Origin of the sequence: Vagococcus bubulae, assembly GCF_003950315.1 — a bacterium.
Classification (GTDB): Bacteria; Bacillota; Bacilli; order Lactobacillales; family Vagococcaceae; genus Vagococcus; species Vagococcus bubulae.
In genome coordinates, this window is the sequence record NZ_NGJT01000015.1 from 15,750 (window position 1) to 41,711 (window position 25,962).

Genomic DNA, 25,962 nt, shown 5'->3' on the forward strand with positions numbered 1-25,962 from the left:
CACTATTTAATCATCTTTTTTTAATATTTTTAGAGTCTAAATTTTACTTGTCGCTTAAAACACTGTATAGTACTTATGGAACTAAATTAAAAAAATGAGTTGTATGATAAGGGAGAGTAAACTTATGTCAAGAATTATTGGAACTGTATCAAGGGGATTACGTTGTCCAATTATTAATGAAGGTGATGATTTAGAATCAATCGTCATTGATAGTGTCATTGAAGCATCTAAAGAAGGTAACTTTGCCATTCAAGACAAAGACATTGTCGCTGTGACTGAATCAGTTGTTGCCAGAGCTCAAGGAAACTATGCGTCTATTGATCAAATCGCAGAAGATATTCGTCAAAAATTTAACGAAGACACAGTTGGGGTTATCTTCCCAATCTTTAGCCGTAATCGTTTTTCAAACTGTTTACGTGGTATTGCTAGAGGAAGCAAAAAAATTGTCTTAATGTTAAGTTATCCATCTGACGAAGTTGGCAATCACTTAATTTCGCTTGACGCTTTAGATGAAAAAGGAGTGAATCCTTGGACAGATACATTAACAGAATCTGAATTTAGAGAATTATTTGGTTATCAAAAACATACCTTTACAGGTGTTGACTATATTGAATACTATAAAGAATTAATCGCAGCTGAAGGTGCTGAGTGTGAAGTGATTTTCTCACAAAAACCAAAAACCATTTTATCATATACAAAAAATGTGCTAACGTGTGATATTCACACTCGTTATCGTACAAAACGTATTTTAGAACAAAATGGCGCTGAAAAAGTATATACATTAGATGATGTATTATCTAAATCAGTTAATGGTAGTGGCTTTAACGAGCAATATGGTTTGCTTGGTTCAAACAAATCAACAGATGATGGCGTGAAATTATTCCCAAGAAACTCTCAAGAAACAGTGGATAATATCCAACGTAAATTAAAAGAATTGACTGGAAAACAAGTTGAAGTCATGGTTTATGGTGATGGCGCGTTCAAAGATCCAGTTGGAAAAATCTGGGAATTGGCTGATCCAGTTGTGTCTCCTGCATACACATCAGGTTTAGAAGGAACACCTAACGAAGTGAAGTTAAAATATCTTGCTGATAATAACTTTTCTGATTTACGTGGGGCTGCGTTAGAAGAAGCCATCAAAAAACACATTGACTCAAAAGCAGATGATTTAACAGGATTAATGGAAGCTCAAGGAACAACACCAAGAAAACTAACTGATTTAATCGGTTCATTATCAGATTTAACATCTGGTAGTGGTGATAAAGGAACACCGATTGTCTTTATTCAAGGATACTTTGATAACTTTACTAACTAAAATAAGTGTTAAAGGAGACGAGTAGTATGACGCAAGAAGAATTAGATGTGTTGAAACACCATTTATCAGAGGATAAAACGTTTATTCAAGATGGGTATTACCGTTTAAGAAAATTAGATGAAACTACCTATGAGTTTGCTTTTTTAGTGGCTGATGCGTGCGGAGCAACGAGTGTGCATCCACAAATCACGATTGAAAAACAAGGAGATACGTGGCAAGCTGTTAAATTGCTTGATTTTGTGTCAACACCAGTCGAAACACTTGTTTACTCAGATGACACGTCTCAAACATTAACAAACAGGTTAGAACAGTTATATCAACAATGCATGAAAGCAATCAACCAATAAAATTTAAAAGCAAAGGAAAGCGATTTTCTTTTGCTTTTTTGTTTTTTAAAGTGTTACTTTCTCATTGCAAACTTTCACTAAATCCTATATAGTGATTAAGTGTACAAAGTAGAAAAGAGGAATTAATAATGAAACCATCAATCTATGATTTTACACAGCCTCAACTTGTTGAATGGTTTGTGAAAAATGGTGAAAAGAAATTTAGAGCAGCCCAAGTGTGGCAATGGTTATATGAAAAACGAGTGACTGATTTTTCAGAGATGAGTAATCTATCAAAACAAACAATTGAATTATTAAACGAACATTTTGTATTAGATCCTTTAAAAGAAGTAGTCGTTCAAGAAGGTCAAGATGGAACGATAAAATATTTATTTGAGTTACCAGACCATCATATGATTGAAACAGTGTTAATGCGTCAAGCATATGGTCTATCTGTTTGTGTGACAACACAAATTGGGTGCAACATCGGCTGTACATTTTGTGCGAGTGGGTTATTAAAAAAACAACGCAACTTGTCAACAGGTGAAATTGTCGCTCAAATTATGAAAGTGCAACATTATTTGGATAAACAAGGAAACGATGAGCGTGTGAGTCATATTGTGGTGATGGGGATTGGCGAGCCGTTTGATAATTATAACAATGTTATGAACTTCTTACACATTATGAATGATCCAAAAGGACTTCAAATTGGCGCAAGACATATGACCGTTTCAACGAGTGGTCTTGTACCAAAAATCAAAGAGTTTGCGACAAATGGCTTACAAGTTAATTTGGCTATTTCACTTCATGCGCCAAATAATGAGACACGAACATCTATTATGCAAATCAATCGAGCGTACCCATTAGAACGTTTGATGGATGCAGTGGATTATTATTTAAAAGAAACGAATCGACGTATCACGTTTGAATATATCATGCTTCAAGGGGTTAATGACACACCAGAGCATGCCCAACAATTAGCTGATTTGTTAAAAGATAAGAAAAAACTGACATATGTCAACCTTATTCCTTACAATACTGTAGAAGAGCATAATCTGTATCAACGAAGCACGAAAAAAGATACACTGGCTTTCTATGATATCTTAAAGAAAAATGGGATAAATTGTGTGGTGAGACAAGAATTTGGGTCTGATATTGATGCAGCATGTGGGCAATTAAGAAGTAAACAAATGAAAAAAGAGACAAGCAGATAAAACAAAAAGCTACGCCATTTTGATAATGACTGTAGCTTTTTTTATCTTATGATTAGTTTCTGAAGCACGTGACCTATCATCGCGACTATCGTTGCAATCACAATTCCAATGAATAAGCCAATAAATCGATTAGCAATCGAGATATCACTTGGGAAAATAACGAGTGCCGCATTCATGGCAGCAATTGAATTGACGATGGTTTTATGTTGGTAGTCTACTAAAAAGTAACTGATAAATCCGACAGCTAAAACAAATAAGATGGCATAAGTTTGAGGGATTAATTTTACTAAAAACAAATAAAATACTATCACGCCGAATGTTGTCCCAATGATGCGTTCGCGTGTTTTTTTGATGGTTTCGCTAAAATGAATTTCAGTCAGTGACATGGCTACAATACTAATCCAAAGTGGCTTAGGCGCATGAAGTAATATCGCGACAATCATTGCAATCGACACACTTAGCGTCATTTTTAATAAATAAAAAGGATGTGTTAGTGAACGAGTTATTTGTTCTTTTAGTGTGAGTTGTGAGGTACTTAAAGGTTGTTTATTAGTTGATTTAACAGCTAGCATACTTAGTGCAATACTTCCCACAACTAAACAAATGATTCGGTTTAGTGCATGCGAGGGTTCGACAGGTGTTGCCTGACAGAATAAAAAATTAATCAAATAAGGGATTGAATATTGAAAAACAATCGGTTCAGCAGTTAATAATAAAATCAAAAAAGTAAATCCGGCATAAATAAAAAATAAAACAAGTGGTCTATCATGTGGTAATTGGGCTACAATCCCACCTAATGGAAAGAGTAATAAGTTCGTGACAACTAGTACGCTATTTTTTACACCAAAATTAATTTTGGGAAACATCAAAAATCCAACGCTTAAAGCGACGATTGGCAGAAGATTTTCTTCACCAAAAATTAGTGTAAATAATAAGATAAAAAGTAAGTTACTCGTATAGTCAACTAGATTTTTACGAAAGTTTTTTTGTATATGTGTGGTTAGTTTGGTTATCATGAATCGGTCATCTCCGTTTTTATTAGTACACAAATATGTACTAATAAGGTATCATGAAGAAGATAAAAAAGTCAATTTAGGAGCGTGGGCAAATGGATGATATTTCAAATAAATTACTAAAACTATTACCATATTGGCATTTTAATGTGGAAAGACGGATTAAACAAAAAAATGAGCTAAATATTACATACGAGAGTTATTACTGCCTATTGGGATTGACACAAGTCGACTCCCTTACGATGAAAGAAATCGCGGCAGATTTTTATTTTGGTAAACAACAAACCACACGCATTATTAATCAATTACTCGAACATGGATTTGTCAAAAAAACAGTTAGTCAACAAGATAAGCGTGTCACGTATGTTTCGATTACAGAAAAAGGGATGATATATTTACAAAAAAATCCGTTTGACACCACCTTTTTAAAAGAAGATTTATCTAGGACTTTAACAAAGAAAGACGCTCAGGAATTAAGTGATTCTCTTGATGTTTTGCTAAAAATTTTTAAAAAATTATAATGTTTTTATTAAAAGCCCCTTAATATAATATTTAGATAAAGTTCACAAATAACTTGTGTTATAATATTTGGGTATACTGTTTAAGGAGGTGTTGAGATGAAACAAGTGATTAGACAAGACATATTGGCTAAATTAAAACATCTGGCAACACAAGAAAATAAAAAACAAGCCTTAGAAGAGGACATGCTGTCTCGCTTATATGAAACCAACCAGTGGCGACAAGCGAACGTGATTGCGACGACTTACCCAATGACGCATGAATTTGATACAACAAAATTGATGAAACAAGCTTTTTTAGAAGGAAAAACGATTGTTATACCCAAAACAAAAAAGCGTGGTGAGATGGATTTTTATGTTTATCATGAAGACATTGAGTTAGAGTTAACCTCGTTTGGTGTGTATGAACCAATTGACAGTCAACTTTATGATAAAGCATCTATTGATTTGATGATTGTTCCAGGAGTTGGGTTTACACAAGAAGGCAAACGCATTGGTTATGGCGGTGGATTTTATGACCGATATTTAACTGATTTTAAAGGAAGTACTATTAGTTTAGTTTTTGATGAACAGCTATTGGATGAGTTAGAAACTGAAGAACACGATAAGTTAGTTGATGTATTAATTTGCGCGCGAGGGGGAACTTTATGAGGGAATATAATACAAGTTATTGGATGCGTTTCAAGAGAGGACCATACTTTACTTATACATTTTTAGCCATTCAAATTGTGGTATTTATTTTGATGGAACTTGTTGGCCTGAAACAAGGGATTTATTCTGGATCAGAAGATGTGGGGATATTGTATCAATTTGGTGCAATGACTCATGCAGCCATTATTTTAGATGGTGAGTTTTGGCGATTAGTGACGCCTATTTTTATTCATATCGGGTTTTTCCATTTATTATTAAATTCGTTGGGATTGTATTTTGTAGGGCGTATTTTAGAGCCTTTAATTGGTCATACTCGGTTTTTCCTAGTCTATATGTTGAGTGGGATTTTTGGAAATTTATGGAGTTTTGCCTTTGGGTCATCTAATGCGATTTCTGCTGGTGCGAGCACGTCACTTTTCGGGATATTTGCGGCATTTATTATTTTAGGCCAGATTTATAAAAATCATCCAGGTATTAAATACATGTCACGCAATATGACTCTTCTTATACTGATGAATTTAGTCATGAATTTATTTGATTCAGGTGTGGATATTATGGGGCATTTTGGCGGGGCATTAGGTGGTTTATTAGTGATGGTGATTGTCGGTGTGCCATCTAATCGATTAGGATTTAATGAAAACATTGATTGGAAAAAACGCGTGATAGCACTTATTTTCTTCTTGATATTATCAGTGGGATGTTTTTACAAAGGGTTTAGCATATAAAATAAAAATAAATTCAGACGAGACTAGGAATATCTAGTACTTATCTGTATAATAAGGTCGGTAGTGAAAATTGAGAACAATGTATGATGTACAACAGTTATTTAAACGATTTGGTATCTTTATTTATGTTGGAAATAGATTATGGGATATTGAATTAATGATGATTGAATTAAAACAACTTGAAGAAGCTGGATTGATTGATAAACAAGAATACGTGAAAGCCATGCTTGTTTTAAAACATGAACATCATCTTGAAGAAGATTATCAGGAGGGGCAATAATGAAAAATAAATTAATTGGAATTGATTTAGGTGGTACAACAGCAAAATTAGCGATTTTGACTGAAGATGGCGAAATCCAACAACGATGGAGTGTGGAGACAAACATTGAAGACAATGGGTCTCATATTGTTCCAAATATTATTGAGTCAATTAAACATAGACTAAATTTATATGACATGACAGCATCTGATTTTATCGGAATCGGCATGGGAACGCCAGGAACAGTCGATAAAGAAAATGGAACGGTGATTGGTGCTTATAATTTAAATTGGTCAACGCTTCAAGAAATAAAAAAACCAATGGAAGAAACATTTGGTATTCCATTTGATTTAGACAATGATGCAAACGTTGCAGCACTTGGTGAACGATGGAAAGGTGCTGGAAATAATGCAGCCGATGTAACGTTTATTACACTTGGAACGGGTGTAGGTGGCGGAATTATCGCAGAAGGTCATTTGTTACATGGTGTGGCGGGCGCAGCTGGAGAAATTGGTCATATTACAGTGGATCCTCAAGGCTTTGAATGCACATGTGGGAAAAAAGGCTGTCTTGAAACAGTGGCTTCAGCTACTGGAGTGGTTCGTTTAGCTCGAGAAATGAGTGAAGAATTTTCTGGCGAATCAAGATTAAAAGATATGATTGATGATGGACAAGAAGTGACAAGTAAAGATGTGTTTGACTTAGCTAAAGATAGCGATCATTTTGCCTTATTAGTAGTTGATAAAGTGTGCTTCTATTTAGGTTTAGCATGTGGCAATATTGGTAACATGCTTAATCCACAAGAAATTGTCATCGGTGGCGGTGTGTCTGCTGCAGGAGATTTCTTGTTAGAAAAAGTTCAAGCTTATTTTAATGAGTTCACATTCCCACAAGTAACCAATAGTACCTCAATTAAATTAGCTGAGTTAGGAAATTCGGCTGGTGTGATTGGTGCGGCATCTCTTGCATTAAAATTTAAAGAAGAGAAATAATTAGATAAAGAAAGGTAAATGCCCTGTGAGTTTTTTAGCGACATTAAATATTATATTACTTATTATTATTATTAGTTATGGTTTATACAAATTATTCTTTTTCATCAAACGAAAAAGAGCGGCTGAGTGGATTGAACAAGATAAATTTCAAGAAACGATGAGAACAGCACAAGTGATTGATGTTAGAGAAAAAGAAGATTACAATCGTGGTCATATTCTAGGTGCTAGAAGTGTCCCTTACACTATTGCTAGAGCGCATAAAGAATATTTATTAGCTATTCGTAAAGATGCTCCTGTGTATTTATATGACAATCGTACAAGTATGGCAATTTATATGGCTGGTTTACTTAAAAAAGAAGGCTACAAAGATATCTATATCTTAAAAGGTGGCTATATGAATTGGACAGGTAAGACAAAGAAAAAATAACCAAAAAAGATGTCGGAAAAAATTCCGGCATCTTTTTTAATTGATATGATGAATGGCTGGCTCTGTTACTAAAGGGTAAGATAAAAGGGTTTGTGTATCGAGTGATTCGTTGGCTAAATGAACCACGTTTAATTGACTGTTGTCATATGTTTTATAATAGTAACTTCCAGTTGTTGTATCACAGCAAGAAGAATAGATGGTGTACTCATAATGTTCTTCTCCCACATCACATAGTCCTTTCGTTTGTTCGACAGAACCTAAAATATGGAAAAACTGATTGATGTCTTTTGGAACACACTGAAAGGTTAAACAAGTTTCTTTTGTGTAGCAGGCTCTAACGAATCGTGACATAGAAGACAAATCACCAGGAAGTCCCATACCACCCATGCCATTACTGTAACTATCTAAGTGTAGTGTTTCAGAAAATAACGTGTCATACGTTTTAGGTGACAAGTGACGGTAGTTATTTAAATTAAATAACTGCATAGGAAAAGGTGGGTTATTGGTTAAAACACCGACTGGATTATCATATAGATGAAGACCATCTTTATCTGATTCGATTGTTAAAGAAGAGTCTTTATCAGAAACCATCCAATGTAGTGGTGAATTAGGAAATTCTGGACTAAAAGGTTGGTTAGTTATAATAGCATTTTTTAGTTTAGATTTGACTTCTTCAACTGTTTTACACTGAGTTAAGAGATAAGGAATCAACTCAAATGAGGCAATCTCGTTAGGTGCATTGGTCGAAGGCGCGTAATAAGCATTTTTAGGATAGTTTAGTCCAGCAACGCTTAACCCTTGGTCGTTTGTTGCGTCAAAGTATAGAGGGTAATCATTAGAAATAACAGCCATACCAATCATGGCATAATGTTGGGTGATTGATTGCCCATTTTTAAAGTTAAATGGGTAGTTTTTTGGTGTGATCACAACTTCCTGATTAAACGTATAATCTAAATCAAGATTTCTCCCAAAAAAATGATGGCTTGCATTAAAACTGATAGCTGTACACATAATGTCATCTCCTAAATAAGTATGGCTTTAGTATAGCGCTGAATATGAAACAAAATAATGACTTTTCTATGAAATTTTTATAATCATGATTGATTTAATATTTCTTTTACTAGTTGTTGTAGTTCAGGTACAATCTTTTCTTCAAAACTAGGATTTTTAGCAAACCAACGGAAATTTAGCGGAGAAGAATGAACAATGGGAAAATAAGTTGGTAAGTAATCTTGATATGAAAAGACAGTTTTTGTGAGAGTTCGTTTGGCCTGTGAGTTAAGATAGTACTTTTGAGCATATGTCCCCATTAAAATAGTTAGTTGGATATTAGGCATACAGTTAATCAATGGCGGATGCCATTTTGCTGTGAAGTCTTTTCTAGGTGGTAAATCACCATGAGCTGCTTTTCCAGGGAAGTAAAAATCCATTGGTAAGACAGCAATCTTTTTAGAGTGATAAAAGGTGTCTTCACTGATGCCCATCCATTGACGTAATCTATCTCCACTTTTGTCACGAAACACTTGTCCTTTTTCTTGCGTTTTAATGCCAGGCGCTTGCCCGATGATGAGAATGGTTGCTTCAGGATAAGCCATAAAGATGGGTTGCCATCCTTGTTGGGTGAACGCCTTATTTTCAGGGTCGGTTATAATGTGTTGTTTAATCTCTTCGATGGTTGTCATGAGAATGCTCCTTTCTAAGATAAATAAAAAACCAAACAATAACAGTCGTTATCATTTGGTTTCATTGACTTATCTTGCTCTACTTTTTCTCATTGCTTTTTTACGGTTATCTTCAATTAATTCTTCTTTTTCTTCGATTGGTTCAATTAGAACTTTTTTAACACCTAAAGCCACGCCTGTTAAAGCAGCTAAAGTGGTTGCAGTACCTACTAAAAATCCTTTTGAAAATTTCTTCATAGTGCCTCACGTCCTTATCTGAATTTATACCTTTATTATACGCATTTTACAATAAAAATCTAGTGATAAGGTATTCAATGTCTATCAATTTTAATTTAAAATGGTAAAATTGGAAGTGAATGGAAGTGATAAGATGATAAAAGTAATCGCACATAGAGGAAGTAAAGGAACACATCCGGAAAATACCTTACCGGCGTTTCAGGAAGCGATTGATGTACAGGCAGATGGAATTGAATTAGATGTCCAATTAACACGTGATGGGCAATTAGTGGTCATTCATGATGAGAAAATTAATCGTACAACCAATGCAAAAGGATGGGTAAAAGAGTTAACATTAGCAGAAATCAAAGAATTAGATGCAGGCTCTTGGTTTTCTGAGAACTATAAAGAAACGAGAATTCCCACACTAGAAGAAGTTTTAGAGTTACTCAATCATAATCAATTTAGTGGGTTATTAAATATCGAATTAAAAACAGATCGCATTGAGTATTTAGGGATTGAGCAGAAAGTATTGCGTGCTTTAGAACAAGCTGACTTGTCTTGTACGGTTGTGCTATCTAGTTTTAATCGTGATACAGTGAGACGGCTTAAGGCATTGAATGACACTTATGAAAAAGCGTTTATTGCTTTTGGGAATAAAAATGATTTAGCCTGGTTAAGTAAACAACCAGATATTCATAGTTTTCATCCAGATATTCGCTGGTTGAGACGCCATATTGATCAAACAACAGATATTGAAACAATTAGACCGTGGACTGTGAATAAAGAAAAAGAGATGCAATTTTGTATTAAACATCAATTAGCTGGGATGTTTACAGATTTTCCTAAAAAAGCACTAGAGGTAAGGGATCATGGATAAGCAAAAAGTTCTTGTCATAGTTGGGCCGACTGCTGTGGGAAAAACAGCACTAGGTGTGAGACTAAGTCAGGCGTTTAATGGAGAAGTTATTAGTGGAGACTCTCTACAAGTATATAAGCAATTGGATATTGGGACAGCAAAAGCAACCACAGAAGAAATGCAAGGTGTACCACATCACCTGATTGATATTAAAGAACCCACTGACACCTATTCAGCTCATGAATTTAAACGTCAGGCAACAGAGTGTATAAATGAATTAGCCTTACAAAATAAATTGCCTATTATAGTAGGTGGCACAGGCCTATACATTCAGTCACTTCTTTATGATTTTCATTTAGGTTCTTCTGAATTGAGTGATGATGAGAAAAAAAGTCGTAAAAAGTGGGAAGAGTTTGCTGAAAATTTGTCTAATGAAGAATTATGGCAAGAATTAGAAAAAAGGGATAAAAAAGGGGCAGATACCATTCACCCGAATAACCGAAAACGTGTGATACGAGCATTGGAAGTATTTGATTTAACAGGTAAAAGCATCAGTGAACAGCAACAACTTGATTTAATGGACTTGTCAAAAAGTTCGTTTGATGTGAAACTGATTGGGTTAACCACTGATCGAGATGTTTTGTATAATAGAATCAATCAGCGAGTAGACATCATGATGGATGAAGGCTTGCTTGATGAAGCTAAGTTGGTTTATGAGTTAAATTGTCCTCAAGCGAGTCAAGGAATTGGCTACAAAGAATTTTTTCCTTATTTTGAAGGGAAGTGCTCACTGGAAAAATCAGTGGAAGAAGTAAAACAACATTCTAGGCAATATGCTAAACGTCAATTGACTTGGTTTAGAAATCGAATGCCTGTTGAGTGGTGGGATATTGTTTCAGATGAGACCAACGTTAGTAAACTAGCAGAGGATGTTTCTAAGTGGTTGGATAAGAAAGAAGGAATGGCATGATAGAACGCGTTGTAACCGTGGGGGTTGAAACCCAAGAAAATTTTTATTATTTTGACGAATCAATGAAGGAATTAGAAAATCTAACACAGACGGCACAAGGTGAAGTTGTTGGGACAATGACACAAAAAAGACCAACGATTGATCGCCGGACGATTATTGGAAAAGGAAAATTAGTCGAACTTGAAGCACTTGTTGCGTCAACGGATGCGGACATGGTGATTTTTAACCATGAGTTAACAGCCAGACAAACGTCTGTTATCGAAGAGATGGTGAAAGTAAAAGTGATTGACCGCGTGCAATTAATTTTAGATATTTTTGCTTTAAGAGCAAAATCAAAAGAAGGCCAGCTGCAAGTTGAACTCGCTCAGTTGTCATATCTTTTACCAAGATTAAGTGGACAAGGAGCAAGTATGTCACGTCTTGGTGGTGGGATTGGAACGCGTGGACCAGGGGAGACAAAACTTGAAACAGATCGCCGTCATATCAGATTTAAGATGACACAGATTAAACAAGAGTTAAAAGAAATTGAAAAACATCGCGAAAGAAGTCGTAAAAAACGTCAAGAATCTGACACGATGCAAGTGGGCTTGATTGGTTACACCAATGCCGGAAAATCAACCATTATGAATTTGTTGACGAAAGCAAATACGTATTCAGAAGATCAATTATTTGCGACACTGGATCCGTTGACGAAAAAATGGGAATTGCCAACAGGAACACAGGTGACATTGACTGATACAGTTGGGTTTATTCAAGATTTGCCAACACAATTAATTGAAGCCTTTCAATCAACTCTTGAAGAAAGTAAAGCCATGGACTTTTTACTTCATGTAGTCGATGTGACGTCAACTAATCGTGACCAGCAAGAAAAAACCGTGATCAAATTGTTGCATGAGTTGGATATGGATCATATCCCAGTACTGACTGTATACAATAAAGCGGATTTATTGGAAACAGAATTTGTGCCAACACTTTTTCCAAATTGCTTAGTGTCAGCTAAACGAATAGAAGATAAAGAGAAATTAACAGCAGATATTATGACATTTTTAAAAGAAAACTTAACCAAGTATCATTTGTTTTATTCACCAGCAGAAATGAAAGATTTTAATCAATTAAAAGATGCGACGTTATTGGAAAGTTATGAATATGATGAGTCATTGAATGAGTATGAGTTAATAGGGTATGCAAAAAATGTTGATCGATGGAAAAAAGGGGTTAGTGAAGATGAGTTGGAATGGTAAGTTTCATCCAGAATTAATAGAAAAAATTAAACAAGTGGACAAAGATATTGCAGAAGAACGTCAAAAGATGCAAGACGTAGCATTGTCTAATCAAGCAAAAGTTTTAGAAGCATTTAGAGAACATCATGTATCGGAAAGTCATTTTGCTCCATCAACTGGGTATGGCTATGATGACATTGGAAGAGATGCATTAGAAGCGGTTTATGCGTCAGTGTTTCACGCTGAAAAAGCATTAGTTAGACCACATATTGTCTCAGGAACGCATGCGATTTCAACAACTCTATTTGGCTTGCTTCGTCCGAATGATGAATTAATTTATATCACAGGCACACCTTATGACACATTACTTGAGGTGATAGGAGTAGCTGGAGATGGTATTGGGTCATTAAAAGAATACAATATTGATTATAAAGAAGTGGCATTAAAAGAAAATGGCTTGGTTGACTTTGAAAAAATAAAAGAAGCTATTTCTGATAAAACAAAAGTCATTGCGATTCAACGTTCAAGAGGATATGATTCTCGCCCTTCATTTACAGTGCAACAAATTGGTGAGATGATTCGATTTGTTAAAGCAATCGATGAAAATTTAGTGGTATTTGTTGATAATTGTTATGGCGAATTTGCTGAAGAAATCGAACCAACTGATGTTGGAGCGGATATTATGGCAGGCTCTTTAATTAAAAATCCTGGTGGTGGTATTGCCAAAACGGGTGGTTACATTGTCGGAAAAGAAGCTTTAGTTGATAAGGTATCGTATCGTTTAACCACTCCTGGTGTTGGTGGTGAAGGTGGCGCGATGATTTATAGTACACATGAGATGTTACAAGGATTTTTCTTAGCACCACATGCCGTGAGCCAAGCCATTCAAGGGGCGATTTTTACGGCACGCTTATTAGAAAAGTTTGGTGTGGAGTCAACACCAAAATGGAATGACAAACGCACGGATTTGATTCAAATGATTGAATTAAATGACAAAGAAAAAATGATTGCGTTTTGTCAGTCAGTTCAAAAATTTTCACCAATTGACGCGCATGTCTTGCCAATCCCTTCGTATATGCCGGGATATGAGGATGATGTGATTATGGCTGCTGGAACATTTGTACAAGGTGGTAGTTTGGAATTAACAGCTGATGGGCCAATAAGAGAACCATACCAATTATATGTTCAAGGTGGATTAACTTATGAACATGTTAAAATTGCAGTCTGTGAAGCAGTGAATAGTATCTATTTCTAAAGTTTTTAAAAAGTTAGTTAATTGTGTGAGATAATCTCACATGATTAATTGACTTTCTTTTTTTTTATTGTTATCCTGTTTTTAACCTTTTATGAAAGGAGAAGAAAAATGAATAAAAGAGAATTAAAACGTAGTAAATCAGTCTTTCCTATTGGGTCAGTGATGTTACTAACAGAACTCACCGCAAGACAAATTCGTTACTATGAAGAACAGCAATTAATTCATCCTGAAAGAAATGAAGGAAACAATCGATTATTTTCTCTCAATGATATTGATCTTCTACTGGACATAAAAGACATGTTAGACGATGGGTATACCATTAAAGACATTAAAGCATCTTTTGATAAGGAAAAAAGAAAACAGGAAAAATTATCAGAAGAAAAAATCCGGATTGCTTTATACAATGATTTAATGAAAGAAAGTCGCTTTAACAGATACTAGGTGTTAAAACTTTAATTAAAAGGGTGGAAAACAATGGCAAATTATTCAACAAAAGAAGAAATCAAAGCAGTTGTAAAAAAAGAAAATGTTCGATTCTTAAGACTAATGTTCACTGATATTTTAGGTAGAATTAAAAACGTAGAAGTTCCAATTAGCCAATTAGATAAAGTTTTAGACAACAAAATGATGTTTGATGGTTCTTCAATTGAAGGATTTGTGCGTATCGAAGAAAGTGACATGTATTTATATCCTGACCTTGGAACATGGATGATTTTTCCATGGGAAAGCGAAAAAGGAAAAGTGGCTCGTTTGATTTGTGATGTTTATGGAACAGACGGCAAACCTTTTGCTGGAGACCCTCGTAGTAACTTAAAACGAATTATGAATGAAATGAAAGAATTAGGTTTTACAGGATTTAATATTGGACCTGAACCTGAATTTTTCTTATTTAAATTAGATGAAAATGGTAACCCAACGAAAAAATTAAATGATCAAGGTGGTTATTTTGACTTTGCACCAGTTGATTTAGGTGAAAATTGTCGCCGTGATATTGTATTAGAATTAGAAAGTTTAGGTTTTGAAGTTGAAGCGTCTCACCATGAATGTGGTCCAGGACAACATGAGATTGATTTTAAATATGCTGATGCGATTGAAGCATGTGATAACATCCAAACATTTGAATTAGTGGTTCGTACGATTGCTAGAAAACATGGTTTACATGCAACGTTTATGCCAAAACCGTTACATGGTATTGCTGGTAGCGGAATGCATATCAATATGTCGTTATTTAACGAACAAGGCAATGCGTTCTTTGATGAAAATGGAGACGATCAGTTAAGTGAGACAGCTTATTATTTCTTAGGTGGATTGTTAGAACATGCGAGAGGATATACAGCTGTATGTAACCCAATTGTTAACTCATACAAACGTCTAGTACCTGGTTATGAAGCGCCAGTTTATGTGGCTTGGAGTGGCAAAAACCGTTCGCCATTAGTACGTGTCCCAAGTTCTCGTGGTTTATCAACTCGATTAGAATTACGTTCAGTTGATCCAACAGCTAATCCATATTTAGCAATGGCTGTATTATTACAAGCTGGATTAGATGGGATTAAACGTAAAATTACGCCACCTAAAGCTGTGGATCGCAATATTTACGTGATGACTGAAGAAGAACGTGAGGAAGCACATATCACTGATTTACCATCAACTTTACATAATGCTGTTAAGGCAATGAAAGATGATGAAATGGTCAAAGAAGCATTAGGAAATCATATTTTCAATAACTTTATTGAAGCAAAACGTATGGAGTGGGATGCTTATCGCCAGTCAGTTTCTGAATGGGAACGCGAGCAATATTTAGAAATGTATTAAAAATTAAAAGAGGCTGACCCAAAAGTAATTTTGGAAATAAAATCACTTAACTAACAAAATAGAAATCCCATGAAATCAACGTTGTAATTAACGGATTTCATGGGATTTTTTCTATTTTAAGACTTTTTAGTCAGCCTCTTTTTGTATTTCTGTTTATGGTGGAAAATGTTATACAAATTTAACGGCTGTGCCATATGCAGCGACAGACTGCATATCAGTCCCAATAGAACCTGAATCAAAACGCATCATCACTATCGCATCAGCACCCATTTTTTCAGCGTTTTCTTTTAATCGTTGAATAGCTAATTCACGAGATTCCTCTTGCATTTCAGTATAGGCTTTGATTTCTCCGCCGACAAGATTTTTAAAACTTGCCCCAATATCACGGACAACGTTTTTTGAATTAGTTGTTAAACCAAATACTTCGCCAATAATTTCATATGTTTTTCCAGGTATGTTTTCTGTTGTTGTAATAAGCATATAATTAGTCTCCTTTGATTGTATGGTCTCTACATTGTCTATTTTATAATTAAATTCACGTTGATATATCCAACTAAGGTTGTATTTTTATGATTAAATTCGTTAGATGAAATAGTGAATGATATAATTTAAAAAAGTATCTTTAGTCAAGATAAAGAAAGTTGGTGAACTAGAATGAATGATTTGATCTTGTTGTTAGCCTCACACCCTGTTTTGGAAACAGATAGATTATTGTTGCGTCCTATTAGACTATCAGATGCACCCGATATGTTTGAATTTGCCTCTGATATTGAAACAACAAAATTTGTTTTTAAAGCGTATAAAAGTTTAGCAGAAACTCAATCTATCATAGCTAGTCAATTTTTAGCCCATCCAATTGGGAAATATGGAATTGAGTTGAAAGAGAATCATAAAATGATTGGTATGATAAGTTATAACAGGATTAACGAAGCCACACGAACAGCAGAAGTTGGGTATACATTAAATAAAAATTATCGGGGTAGAGGCATTATGCCTGAAGCGCTTAACCAGTTAGTAGAAACGGGTTTTGAGTTATTCAAGTTTAATAGCTTACTGGCTGTTTATGATGAATTAAATAGTGCATCCAGTAAGGTCATTGAAAAATGTGGCTTTAAGTATTTGTATACTGATCCTTACTCTAGATTTGACTTTTATGATGAAGATAGACTAGTGACAGATGTGTTTTATCGATTAACAAAAGAAGATTATACTACAAAATAATTCATTTGTTTTTCAACTCGCCATTCTAACCCACAGTTCACTTGTTTTTACCAATGAAGTTATATCTTCCATAACTTCATTGAAGCAAAACATGTGTAGTGGTATATATATATCGTCAATTAGTTTCTGAATGGGAACGCAATCAATAAAATGTACTAAAAAAAGAAAAACTTGTAGCCAATATGGTTGTAATTTTTTTGCTTTGATTTAATTCGTCGAGTGAATAGTTGAATGATATAATTAAAAAGGTGTATTTTTTGTATGACTTTTAAGTAGAGTATTTGTCAGATAAATTATAAAGACGGAATTGTCATATGTGCAGATAAAGGAGTTAAAAAATAAAGAATTCTGAATATATTTATTCTAAAAACTTTGAGTAGGTGTGCAAGAACTATAATTTTAAAAGGAGGATTTAAACGATGTTTTTTAGAAAAAAGATAATAGATAATATAAAAAATGGTAAAGATATTGATTATTCTAAATTAATAGACATTACAAGAATATTAACAGAAAATGATGATGAAGCAGTCACTAGTATAGAATTACTTGTTAATCATCCTGAACAATTTGACTATAAGTATGATGAATGGTTAGAAGAAATGGACTTTTCAACTATTCGACATCCGGATTTAATAACAGTATATTGGTTAACAGGACAGAATACTTTATTTGATTTTGGTGCTTATATAGATTGGAAAGGGGAAACCGAAGACATAATTTATTGGTTGAGTAAAAGTATTCAACAAAAAAACTATCATTTGAATCTTTCAGAGATTATGATTTCGGATAATGATTTCACTGATGAAGTGTTATATAAAATTAATAAATATCTCAAAGAAAAACACTTTACTTTAATAAACTGGAATACAGATAGTGATTGTTATCATCTTTTTATTGTTAACGATAAAGATATTTCGAAATTAAAAAAATCAGGTAACTCTATAGGAGTGAGATTTCATAGTTTTAAAAAAGAAATTGATGATAGTGGTAGGAAAATAATTGTAGAAAAGTGATAATAAGAGTAAGTAAGGGGATAAAAAATTTTGGTAAATAGAGTTAAATTTGGATTATGTTTCAATTATTAGTGATGAATAAAGAAGATATAAATACAATTAAAAGTGAGGTTATTATATGGGAGCATGGGGAAATGATGAGGAAATATGTTTACAAATTAGAAGAGAAATACAATCATTAAAAAAGGATGATTTTAAGTGATGCATAAATTGACTATAAATAATGTAAAGAATTTTATACGTATGTTTATTTAAAACTGTATAATTAATGGATTACTTACAAAAGGAGAATAGAATTATGAAAGAATTAGAAAAAATACTTTATAACTACCTACCAGATGAAGATGTGAAACAAATTTTGAAAAGTAAGCGTCAGTTTATTTCACTTGATTTAGTGGATGAGCCGACAAATCTTTATAGCAGCAAAGTTGGGGGATACGGGTATTTACCTAAATCCTTTCCATATCCTACTAATAAGAATAATCAACCACTTTCTTTGTTGGCACAGTTGAATTTTGATGAATTACCTAAATTAGAATCGTTCCCAAAAACAGGGATACTAGCTTTTTATGTCGATTATATTGATGCAAACAGTTATATTGGATTAAATTTTGATAATGTAACGGAGCAGTCGGGATATAAAGTATTGTATTTTTCAAAAATAGATGAGGAACATCATACAGTAGAAGAACAAAAAAAATTATTCATTTCATACTTTGATAAATTCATTTGGCAAGTTGTTTTTGAAGAAAGAAAACTGAGAGGTTTTTTATCAGAGACAATTCCCATTTTAGATATTGTTGAGTTTGAACAATTCATGGGTGAGTCCTATTATGACTTTATTGAAGGTCGATTTCTTGATGAAGATAAACAAGATGAGTTTGAAGAATTAATTTTTGAAAATAATATAGAAAATACATGCATCGGTGGGTATCCATTCTTTACACAATCAGACCCAAGAGGATATGATCAAAAGTTACAAGAAGAGTACAACACCTTATTATTTCAGTTAAATTCTTATAATGATATCGTTATGTGGGGAGATACAGGAGTTGGTAATTTCTTTATTAATGATGAAAAATTGAAAAATAAAGATTTTTCTGATGTGTTATATAATTGGGATTGTTATTAAGATTAGAAACAAAGGAGGAATTATAGGTGTTTAAATTTTTTAAAGAAATGAAAGAAGCTGTTCAAGAAGGCGTGGAAGAAGCTAAGGAAGAATTAAAAGAAGAACAGGAACAAGAGAAACTTAAATCTGTAGATATGTTAGTAGAATTATCTGAAATACCACAGGAAGAAAGATTTGGAACCTCTTTAGCAGCCCCTTTTAGAACAACAGCTTTTATGGATTGGTTCACTTTGTTTAAAAGTCAAAGAGAATCGAAACAAGAAGATGTGGTACCTGTTCATTTATATAAATATGGTAATTTAGAGGAGCTTGATAAAGACTATGTTAGAAATCTAAAAGCACAACAAGAACAAAGTTTTGATATTGAGAATGAAGCAGATGTGTTGTCAATCGTCCAAAATTTTTATTAGGTATTGGTATTTCATTAAATTCTTTAGAGAATATAGAGCCTAAGTATCAACCGGAAGAATTGATATGTTTTAGAGAAGGTGAATTATTACCAGCATGGTCACTTAGTGCAGCAGCTTCAACTTTAGTGTCAGGAGTTGAACTCAATGGAGCGTCAAAGGAATATTCTTTAAAGATATTCTCAGAGTTATTGCCTTATGTTCAAAAAAAGTATTCAAATTGGAATGAATTTGGAAATGATTATATACGAGAAGATGGATTAGTTAATGGTGGAAAGAAAGCTGTTAAACAAACAAGTCATACGATTTATAATTTAACATTTAAATTTGGTAGTCTATGGGTTCAATTTCCATTAGAAAATTACCAACTATAAATACAAGGAGACAAAATAATTGAAGTATGTGAAAATGGGGTTGAACACTATAGAGATAGATGAGTATCGTACGAAGTTATTTTATGAAAAAGCAAATGTGGTTAGTCAGACATGCTCTTGTGACTATTGTCAAAATTACGTTTACTGTTGTACTGATTTTCCACCTGAATTAAATAGGGTATTTACAGAATTATGTATTAATCCTAAAAAAGCAAGTGAAGTGATGGAATTCTTCAAAGACGATAGAGGCAATCATTTATATGCCAGTTTTTATCATATCATAGGAAAAGCTATAGAAGTAATTCCTGAAAACGAACCCATCATTGATTTAAGTAATGAGATGGCTAAACTTGAAAAGAAGACTATTTATTTTGATATTACGGATGAGATATTTATACAATCGAATGACATGATGAGTCCGTTAATGCAAATATGTTTAGAAATCAGTTTACCTTGGGTATTACAGAAATAGTGTGAAAGTAGGAGATGAAATCAATGAGTAAACAAATAAATTATAATGAATTAAGTAAAGAAGTGTCCTATGCGCTAAGACATGCACCATGGGAATTTGAACTAGAATTAGATGAAGAAGGATGGGTACCTGTCAATCAGTTACTCGATTCGTTAAACAAGAAGAAAGAGTGGGAATTAATCGGAATAAACGATTTAGAATATATGATAGAGCATTCTAAAAAGAAAAGGCATGAAATGAAGAATGATGCTATACGAGCATATTATGGCCATTCCATACCTCAAAAGATAAAAAGAACTGGTGCAACGCCACCTGATATCCTTTATCATGGCACATCTATGAGTGCTTTAGAAGGAATAAAAATATCGGGGATTACACCAATGAATCGTCAATATGTTCATTTATCAGAAGATATTGAAACGGCCTTGTCTGTAGGTAAAAGAAAAGCAGTCAGTCCAGTTATATTAGAAATTGATACTAAGGACGTTTTGTCACAGGGAGGTCAGTTTTACTTAGGAAATGAAAAAGTTTGGTTATCAGATTTCATTCCAAATAATTGTTTTAAAATTAAAGAAGATTTAACTTAAATGTTAAGGATGAGAAAAGTTGAAATGATCCCAAACATTTTATGGGACTTATCAGCTAATCTGATTTCACTTGTTTTTACCACAAGAATATTTTATTATAGCTCATTTTATGCTATGATACGGTTAGTAACTATTAAGGGAGATTGAAAAATGATATCAGCAGTTGATTTAAGAGCAGGAAACACATTTGAAAAAGATGGTAAATTAATCAAAGTTTTAGAAGCAAGCCATCATAAACCTGGTAAAGGTAATACGGTTATGCGTATGAAATTAAAAGATTTACGTTCAGGTTCAACCGTTGAAACAACGATGCGTCCTGATGAAAAAGTAAAAAAAGCACATATTGATACAAAAGCTGTACAATACTTATATATCCAAGACGATATGGCAGTATTTATGGACTTAGAAACATATGAACAATATGAAATTCCAGTATCAGTGATTGAGCATGAATTAAACTACTTGTTAGATAACATGGAAGTATCAATCCAATTTTATGATACAGAAGTCGTTGGGGTATCTTTACCGTCATCTGTTGTGTTAACAGTAGCAGAAACTCAACCTTCAATTAAAGGGGCAACTGTTTCAGGTTCTGGTAAGCCAGCAACAATGGAAACAGGTTTAGTAGTAAACGTTCCTGATTTTATCGAAGTAGGCGATAGATTAGAAATTAACACGTCTGAAGGAAACTACATGAAACGCGCGAAATAATCAATGAATCAGCAGACTGTGATGAAACAGACTGTTGATTTTTTTTGTGCTATAATAGATGACAAAGTGGAGGTAATTCAGTATGGAATGGCACACAATGCATGATTGGAAGATTGTATTTGATAATAAGTATGCAGATCATTTTACCTTAATGACAAATGATGAATATGTTTCAATCATTTGTTTAAAGACACAATTTAGTGATTTTTCACCGATTATTTTTAAGTTAACCGACGCCACAGCAAAATTAATGAATCAGCCTCATTTTGTCGAATCAATCACCATTAGTTTAGACAAAGTGATTACAATTGAATTTAATGATTTCTTTGGTTTTCAAGATTTAGAAGAAAATCAAACAGAAGAATAAGAAAGAAACGTGAAAAGATATCCTATCAACCAGATAGAGGGTATCTTTTCTTTATGATAAGGAGAGAACATTATGCCTGGCATGTCTCGGATGGATAAAAGAAGACAAGAAGAAGCAAAAAAACATGTATCAAAAGAAAAACAAATGGACACTCAACAAGTCAATGGACCGCAGCCACCACTCAATCACGGAACTCCACCAAAAAAGAAACGCAAAAAGAAAAAATCATTCCTCTTTTGGGTATTGATAGTATTCGTTGCATTAATCGGGTTATCTGGTGTGGGGTATGCCAAAGGGTATTTTACAGCTAAGGTAGATAAAGATAATAAAGAGTTTGAGATGACGGCTTTTAATGGTCAAAAAAGTCAAGATGATAGCATAAATATTTTATTACTAGGTAGTGACTCACGTGGAGAAGACCAAGGTCGTTCGGATTCGATTATGATTGCCCATTATAATAAAAAAACGAAACAGCCTCAAATCGTGTCAATCATGCGCGATACGTTTGTTGGAATACCGACACAAGATGGGATTGAGTACAACAAGATTAATGCAGCTTATTCTTATGGTGGACCAGAAATGGTGAGACAAACCATTGAAAATAATTTTGGTGTGTCCATTCAATATTATGCTGTCGTAAATTTTGATTCGTTTCCTAAAATTATTGACGTGCTAGCACCAGGAGGGTTGCCGTTGACTGCTGAAAAAGATTTAGAAGTCGAGGGAACGGTGATTAAAAAAGGGCAAACGAATTTAAGTGGACATGAAGCGTTGCAGTATGCTCGTTTTAGAAAAGATGAAGAAGGCGATTTTGGTCGTGTCAGACGCCAGCAACAAGTCATGAGTGCTATCACGAAACAAGCCACAAATCCACTTCATGCTTGGAAGTTGCCAGAGATGTTAGGAGCGGTTGTTGGGTACACGCAAACAGACGTGCCAGCCTCAACTTATTTATCTGTTGGAACTAGTTATTTATTTAGCTCGCATAAGCCCCTTGAAATCCTAACAGTCCCAGTCGAAGGTTCATGGAATGATGGGTATTATGATTATGCTGGAAGTGTTTTGGAAATCAATGAAGAAATGAATAAACAAGCGATACAGAAATTTTTCAGTAAATAAAATAGCGTTCAGACTTTACTTTAAACTCTAAGAAACCTATAATGTTAGGTATGAACTTTAGCGTAGTAAATAGAATTGAGGAAATACAATGAATATTGCAATAGTGACGGATAGCACCGCTTATTTACAAGAGCAGTACCAAAATCATAAAAATTTATTTGTCTTATCTGTTCCATTAATCATTGATGATGTGGTTTATCAAGAAGGAATCGATATTACAGATGAAGAGTTTTATCAAAAATTAAAACAAGCAAAAGAATTTCCTAAAACAAGTCAGCCTGCCATAGGTGAAGTCTATGAGCTATATGAAACATTAGCTAAGTCTGGATATGATGCTGTTATTAGCATTCATTTATCTACTGGAATATCAGGGTTTATTACTACTTTAAATGGTGTATCAAAGGATTTTTCTGACATCGATATTTACCCATTTGATTCTTATATTACAAGTGGACCAATGGGAAGAATGGTTGAGGTCGCTTTAGAAATGACCGAAAATGAAGAGGCTGATCCAAAAGAAATCATCGCTCATTTAGAAAAAATGAGAGAGGTTTGTGAAGGATATATTGTAGTGGATGATTTAAACCATTTAGTTCGTGGTGGACGTTTAAAAAATGGGGCAGCTATTATTGGGACTTTATTAAAAATTAAACCTATTTTACGTTTTCAAGATGGTGACATTATTTTATCTGAAAAAATACGTTCTCAAAAAAAAGCTTTATCACGTGTGATTGACATCGTGCTACAAGAAGTACCAAGTCAACCACATGATAGTATTTTTTATGTGATCCATTGCAATAATATTGAAGTGGCAACGCACGTAAGAGAAGATATGCTAAAAAGAGATAGTCAATTAGACGTGATTTTATGTAATTTTGGTCCAGTGATTGGCACTCATCTTGGGGAAAAATCAATTGGTATTGGTGTCATCCCTAAACAATAGTGATGTAGTAGGAGGATAATTTAAATTATCCTTCTTTTTTAATAATTTTGTGATAGAAAGAGTGGAAAACATGATAGAAAGTACACATAGACCGAGTCAAGTTATCATTGATTTATCGGCTATTGAATATAATGTAAAACAAGAGTTAAGTCGTTTAAATAAAGAGCAATCCTTATTTGCTGTTGTGAAAGCAAACGCTTATGGGCATGGTGCTGTTGAGGTAGCAAAAGTATGTGAAAAAGCAGGAGCAACAGGTTTTTGTGTGTCCAACTTGGATGAAGCACTAGAATTAAGACAAGCTGGACTCAATCTTCCTATTTTGGTGCTAAGTTATGTGTCGCCAAACTATATTGATGTTGCTATCTCACAAACTATTTCCTTAACAGCTCCATCATTAGAATGGTTAAAAGAAGCAGAAAACTATCTAACACAGACAGCCTTAACTAATCCATTAAGCATACACTTAAAAATTGATACGGGTATGGGACGTATTGGATTAAGAGATGAAACGGATATTGCTTTAGCAAAAGAGTTAATCGTATTGTCAACTCGTTTAAAATTAGATGGGATGTTCACGCATTTTTCTTGCGCTGATACAAAAGATACCTCTTATTTTGAATTGCAACAGCAACGATTTACGCGTGCGATGGATATTTTTTCAGATATAGAGATTCCTTACATTCACACATCAAATTCAGCCACCGCATTATGGCATGATGCATGGTGCAGTAATGTGATTCGGTTAGGGGATGCGCTATATGGTTTAAATCCTTCGGGTAAAACACTCGAACTTCCTTATGAGCTAAAATCTGCGTTGTCCCTGACAACAGAATTAATTCACGTCAAACAAGTGTCAGCTGGAGAAAAAATTGGTTATGGAGCTACCTATACAACTGAAAAGGATGAATGGATTGGAACGTTGCCAATTGGGTATGCAGATGGACTGATTCGAAAATTTCAAGGTTATCATGTCATCATTGATGGACAGTATGCTGAAATTGTGGGGCGTGTGTGCATGGATCAATGCATGATTCGTTTGTCAAAAAGATACGCTGTTGGGACACCAGTGACTATTTTTGGAAAAAATGGTGAGCTAGAAAACACATTAGATGATGCTGCTGAATTTATTGGCACGATAAATTATGAAATCATTTGTGGCTTAACTGATCGTTTGCCACGTTATTATCTAAATGAAAGGATAAACAATTAGATGATTACGGCGTATTTAAATATTCTAGTAGTATTTGCGATTATCTTTTTAGGCTATATGTTGACTAAAAAACAATGGTTTGATAATCATATTGCCAATGTTTTTTCAAAATTAGTGTTAAATATCACGTTGCCTTTAAGTATGTTTTTAAATATGACACAAAAATTTACTCGAGCAGAATTTTTAGAACTATTCACAGGATTAGCATTACCATTTGTCTCGATTATTGTGACGTTTTTGATTAGTATTGTGTATTCTCGTCTTACCCATGTACCAGACACTCGTAAGGGCTCGTTTCGCACCATGTTTACGGCGGCTAATACTATTTTTATGGGATTACCTGTCAATATGGCAATTTTTGGTGAAAAAGCAATTCCCTATGCGTTGCTTTACTATATTTGTAATACCACTTTTTTCTTTACGGTTGGCATTATGTTGATTAGTCGAGATAATCCGGATAACCGTTTAGAAAAAGCCAATTTTAGTCTTGAGAAATTATTGAAGCAATTATTATCACCGGCTATTTTAGGGTTTTTTGTTGGGATTTTATGGATGTTGACTGACATGGCTGTACCAAAACCGATGATTGATTTTTCTTCTTACGTTGGTGGGATGACAACAGCTCTGTCTCTTTTTGTGATTGGAATTATTATTTATCAAACAGGATTTAAAAATTTAAAAATGGATAAAGATGTCGCGGGTGTAATACTTGGTCGCTATATTATTTCACCGCTTGTGGTATATGGGTTATCTTTTATTATTCCTGTGCCTAGTTTGATGTTAAAAGTATTTATTTTACAATCTGCTATGCCGGTTCAAAATGCGTTGCCCATTTTAGCAAAAGGTTACGGAGCAGATGCAGAATTTGCGACAACGTCATTAACTTATTCCATCATTTTATATACTGTCTTTATATTCGTCATTTTAACATTATTTTTTTAGTTGAAACTGT

At 33.9% G+C, this 25,962-nt stretch carries 33 protein-coding genes; 28 read left to right on the top strand and 5 right to left on the bottom strand.

The window, feature by feature from the left end; genetic code table 11:
- Positions 1-124: 124 nt before the first annotated feature.
- The 3 genes from CBF36_RS08365 to rlmN all read left to right on the top strand — a co-directional run bounded on the left by CBF36_RS08365 (position 125) and on the right by rlmN (position 2,855).
- A complete protein-coding gene (locus tag CBF36_RS08365) occupies positions 125-1,315 on the top strand; it encodes a coenzyme F420-0:L-glutamate ligase (RefSeq protein WP_125958003.1) in 1,191 nt (396 codons plus the stop codon).
- Positions 1,316-1,341: 26 nt separating this feature from the next.
- The gene (locus tag CBF36_RS08370; protein WP_125958004.1) at positions 1,342-1,662 is read left to right on the top strand and encodes a hypothetical protein; all 321 of its coding nucleotides are present in this window, start codon (positions 1,342-1,344) and stop codon (positions 1,660-1,662) included.
- Positions 1,663-1,787: 125 nt separating this feature from the next.
- Positions 1,788-2,855, top strand: coding sequence for a dual-specificity RNA methyltransferase RlmN (gene rlmN, locus CBF36_RS08375; RefSeq protein ID WP_125958005.1), 1,068 nt, complete (start codon positions 1,788-1,790; stop codon positions 2,853-2,855).
- A gap of 41 nt (positions 2,856-2,896) precedes the next feature.
- Here the strand turns inward: rlmN and CBF36_RS08380 are convergent, their stop codons facing one another.
- The gene (locus CBF36_RS08380; RefSeq protein WP_125958006.1) at positions 2,897-3,871 is read right to left on the bottom strand and encodes an FUSC family protein; all 975 of its coding nucleotides are present in this window, start codon (positions 3,869-3,871) and stop codon (positions 2,897-2,899) included.
- Between the two features lie 92 nt (positions 3,872-3,963).
- Here CBF36_RS08380 and CBF36_RS08385 point away from each other — a divergent pair, with 92 nt between their 5' ends.
- The 6 genes from CBF36_RS08385 to CBF36_RS08410 all read left to right on the top strand — a co-directional run bounded on the left by CBF36_RS08385 (position 3,964) and on the right by CBF36_RS08410 (position 7,440).
- Positions 3,964-4,389, top strand: coding sequence for a MarR family winged helix-turn-helix transcriptional regulator (locus tag CBF36_RS08385; RefSeq protein WP_125958007.1), 426 nt, complete (start codon positions 3,964-3,966; stop codon positions 4,387-4,389).
- Between the two features lie 96 nt (positions 4,390-4,485).
- A complete protein-coding gene (locus CBF36_RS08390; RefSeq protein WP_125958008.1) occupies positions 4,486-5,037 on the top strand; it encodes a 5-formyltetrahydrofolate cyclo-ligase in 552 nt (183 codons plus the stop codon).
- Entirely contained in the window at positions 5,034-5,762 is a 729-nt protein-coding gene (locus CBF36_RS08395; protein ID WP_243638000.1) for a rhomboid family intramembrane serine protease, read from the top strand. Before CBF36_RS08390 ends, CBF36_RS08395 begins: the two co-directional genes overlap by 4 nt.
- A gap of 70 nt (positions 5,763-5,832) precedes the next feature.
- Complete coding sequence (locus CBF36_RS08400) at positions 5,833-6,042, top strand: YqgQ family protein (RefSeq protein WP_117972170.1); 210 nt, start codon at positions 5,833-5,835, stop codon at positions 6,040-6,042.
- The gene (locus CBF36_RS08405) at positions 6,042-7,013 is read left to right on the top strand and encodes an ROK family glucokinase (protein WP_125958009.1); all 972 of its coding nucleotides are present in this window, start codon (positions 6,042-6,044) and stop codon (positions 7,011-7,013) included. The genes CBF36_RS08400 and CBF36_RS08405 overlap by 1 nt, the downstream gene beginning before the upstream one ends.
- A gap of 25 nt (positions 7,014-7,038) precedes the next feature.
- Positions 7,039-7,440: a rhodanese-like domain-containing protein gene (locus CBF36_RS08410; protein WP_125958010.1), complete on the top strand. Its 402-nt coding sequence runs from the start codon at positions 7,039-7,041 to the stop codon at positions 7,438-7,440.
- A gap of 36 nt (positions 7,441-7,476) precedes the next feature.
- Here the strand turns inward: CBF36_RS08410 and bsh are convergent, their stop codons facing one another.
- The 3 genes from bsh to CBF36_RS08425 all read right to left on the bottom strand — a co-directional run bounded on the left by bsh (position 7,477) and on the right by CBF36_RS08425 (position 9,359).
- Positions 7,477-8,451: a choloylglycine hydrolase gene (gene bsh / locus CBF36_RS08415; RefSeq protein ID WP_125958011.1), complete on the bottom strand. Its 975-nt coding sequence runs from the start codon at positions 8,449-8,451 to the stop codon at positions 7,477-7,479.
- Between the two features lie 83 nt (positions 8,452-8,534).
- Positions 8,535-9,122 carry a uracil-DNA glycosylase family protein gene (locus tag CBF36_RS08420; RefSeq protein ID WP_125958012.1) on the bottom strand — a complete coding sequence of 196 codons (588 nt, stop codon included), beginning with the start codon at positions 9,120-9,122 and terminating at the stop codon, positions 8,535-8,537.
- A 69-nt stretch (positions 9,123-9,191) separates the two neighbouring features.
- On the bottom strand, positions 9,192-9,359 hold the full coding sequence (locus tag CBF36_RS08425) for a DUF3042 family protein (RefSeq protein WP_117972175.1): 168 nt from the start codon (positions 9,357-9,359) through the stop codon (positions 9,192-9,194).
- A gap of 133 nt (positions 9,360-9,492) precedes the next feature.
- Between CBF36_RS08425 and CBF36_RS08430 the strand changes: the two genes are divergently transcribed.
- The 6 genes from CBF36_RS08430 (at position 9,493) to glnA (ending at position 15,454) form a co-directional block, all read left to right on the top strand.
- The gene (locus tag CBF36_RS08430) at positions 9,493-10,218 is read left to right on the top strand and encodes a glycerophosphodiester phosphodiesterase (RefSeq protein WP_125958013.1); all 726 of its coding nucleotides are present in this window, start codon (positions 9,493-9,495) and stop codon (positions 10,216-10,218) included.
- Complete coding sequence (gene miaA, locus CBF36_RS08435; protein WP_125958014.1) at positions 10,211-11,167, top strand: tRNA (adenosine(37)-N6)-dimethylallyltransferase MiaA; 957 nt, start codon at positions 10,211-10,213, stop codon at positions 11,165-11,167. The genes CBF36_RS08430 and miaA overlap by 8 nt, the downstream gene beginning before the upstream one ends.
- Positions 11,164-12,408: a GTPase HflX gene (hflX, locus tag CBF36_RS08440; RefSeq protein WP_125958015.1), complete on the top strand. Its 1,245-nt coding sequence runs from the start codon at positions 11,164-11,166 to the stop codon at positions 12,406-12,408. Before miaA ends, hflX begins: the two co-directional genes overlap by 4 nt.
- On the top strand, positions 12,392-13,642 hold the full coding sequence (locus tag CBF36_RS08445; protein ID WP_125958016.1) for a methionine gamma-lyase family protein: 1,251 nt from the start codon (positions 12,392-12,394) through the stop codon (positions 13,640-13,642). The genes hflX and CBF36_RS08445 overlap by 17 nt, the downstream gene beginning before the upstream one ends.
- Positions 13,643-13,750: 108 nt before the next feature.
- Positions 13,751-14,083, top strand: a complete 333-nt coding sequence (locus CBF36_RS08450) for a MerR family transcriptional regulator (RefSeq protein ID WP_125958017.1) — start codon at positions 13,751-13,753, stop codon at positions 14,081-14,083.
- 33 nt (positions 14,084-14,116) lie between these two features.
- A complete protein-coding gene (gene glnA / locus CBF36_RS08455) occupies positions 14,117-15,454 on the top strand; it encodes a type I glutamate--ammonia ligase (protein WP_125958018.1) in 1,338 nt (445 codons plus the stop codon).
- A gap of 168 nt (positions 15,455-15,622) precedes the next feature.
- On the opposite strand, the gene CBF36_RS08460 is transcribed toward glnA, so the two are convergent.
- On the bottom strand, positions 15,623-15,934 hold the full coding sequence (locus CBF36_RS08460) for a heavy metal-binding domain-containing protein (protein ID WP_125958019.1): 312 nt from the start codon (positions 15,932-15,934) through the stop codon (positions 15,623-15,625).
- Positions 15,935-16,108: 174 nt separating this feature from the next.
- Here CBF36_RS08460 and CBF36_RS08465 point away from each other — a divergent pair, with 174 nt between their 5' ends.
- From CBF36_RS08465 to CBF36_RS08525, 13 genes are all read left to right on the top strand, one after another.
- Entirely contained in the window at positions 16,109-16,675 is a 567-nt protein-coding gene (locus CBF36_RS08465; protein ID WP_125958020.1) for a GNAT family N-acetyltransferase, read from the top strand.
- 419 nt (positions 16,676-17,094) lie between these two features.
- Entirely contained in the window at positions 17,095-17,688 is a 594-nt protein-coding gene (locus CBF36_RS08470; RefSeq protein ID WP_125958021.1) for a DUF6630 family protein, read from the top strand.
- A gap of 298 nt (positions 17,689-17,986) precedes the next feature.
- Positions 17,987-18,820 (top strand): YwqG family protein, encoded by an 834-nt coding sequence (locus tag CBF36_RS08475; protein ID WP_165865436.1) that lies wholly within the window; start codon positions 17,987-17,989, stop codon positions 18,818-18,820.
- 26 nt (positions 18,821-18,846) lie between these two features.
- A complete protein-coding gene (locus CBF36_RS08480; RefSeq protein WP_125958023.1) occupies positions 18,847-19,230 on the top strand; it encodes a hypothetical protein in 384 nt (127 codons plus the stop codon).
- Between the two features lie 59 nt (positions 19,231-19,289).
- Positions 19,290-19,601: a DUF1266 domain-containing protein gene (locus CBF36_RS08485; protein ID WP_165865437.1), complete on the top strand. Its 312-nt coding sequence runs from the start codon at positions 19,290-19,292 to the stop codon at positions 19,599-19,601.
- A gap of 19 nt (positions 19,602-19,620) precedes the next feature.
- Positions 19,621-20,073 carry a hypothetical protein gene (locus CBF36_RS08490; protein WP_125958025.1) on the top strand — a complete coding sequence of 151 codons (453 nt, stop codon included), beginning with the start codon at positions 19,621-19,623 and terminating at the stop codon, positions 20,071-20,073.
- 23 nt (positions 20,074-20,096) lie between these two features.
- Complete coding sequence (locus CBF36_RS08495; RefSeq protein ID WP_125958026.1) at positions 20,097-20,660, top strand: RNA 2'-phosphotransferase; 564 nt, start codon at positions 20,097-20,099, stop codon at positions 20,658-20,660.
- A 150-nt stretch (positions 20,661-20,810) separates the two neighbouring features.
- Positions 20,811-21,371 (top strand): elongation factor P, encoded by a 561-nt coding sequence (efp, locus tag CBF36_RS08500; RefSeq protein WP_125958027.1) that lies wholly within the window; start codon positions 20,811-20,813, stop codon positions 21,369-21,371.
- A gap of 82 nt (positions 21,372-21,453) precedes the next feature.
- Positions 21,454-21,738 carry a hypothetical protein gene (locus CBF36_RS08505; protein ID WP_125958028.1) on the top strand — a complete coding sequence of 95 codons (285 nt, stop codon included), beginning with the start codon at positions 21,454-21,456 and terminating at the stop codon, positions 21,736-21,738.
- 72 nt (positions 21,739-21,810) lie between these two features.
- Positions 21,811-22,857: an LCP family protein gene (locus CBF36_RS08510; RefSeq protein WP_243638001.1), complete on the top strand. Its 1,047-nt coding sequence runs from the start codon at positions 21,811-21,813 to the stop codon at positions 22,855-22,857.
- Positions 22,858-22,945: 88 nt separating this feature from the next.
- Positions 22,946-23,800 (top strand): DegV family protein, encoded by an 855-nt coding sequence (locus CBF36_RS08515; protein WP_125958029.1) that lies wholly within the window; start codon positions 22,946-22,948, stop codon positions 23,798-23,800.
- A gap of 70 nt (positions 23,801-23,870) precedes the next feature.
- Positions 23,871-25,010 carry an alanine racemase gene (gene alr, locus CBF36_RS08520; RefSeq protein WP_125958030.1) on the top strand — a complete coding sequence of 380 codons (1,140 nt, stop codon included), beginning with the start codon at positions 23,871-23,873 and terminating at the stop codon, positions 25,008-25,010.
- Entirely contained in the window at positions 25,011-25,952 is a 942-nt protein-coding gene (locus CBF36_RS08525) for an AEC family transporter (RefSeq protein ID WP_125958031.1), read from the top strand.
- The last annotated feature ends 10 nt before the right edge of the window (positions 25,953-25,962 follow it).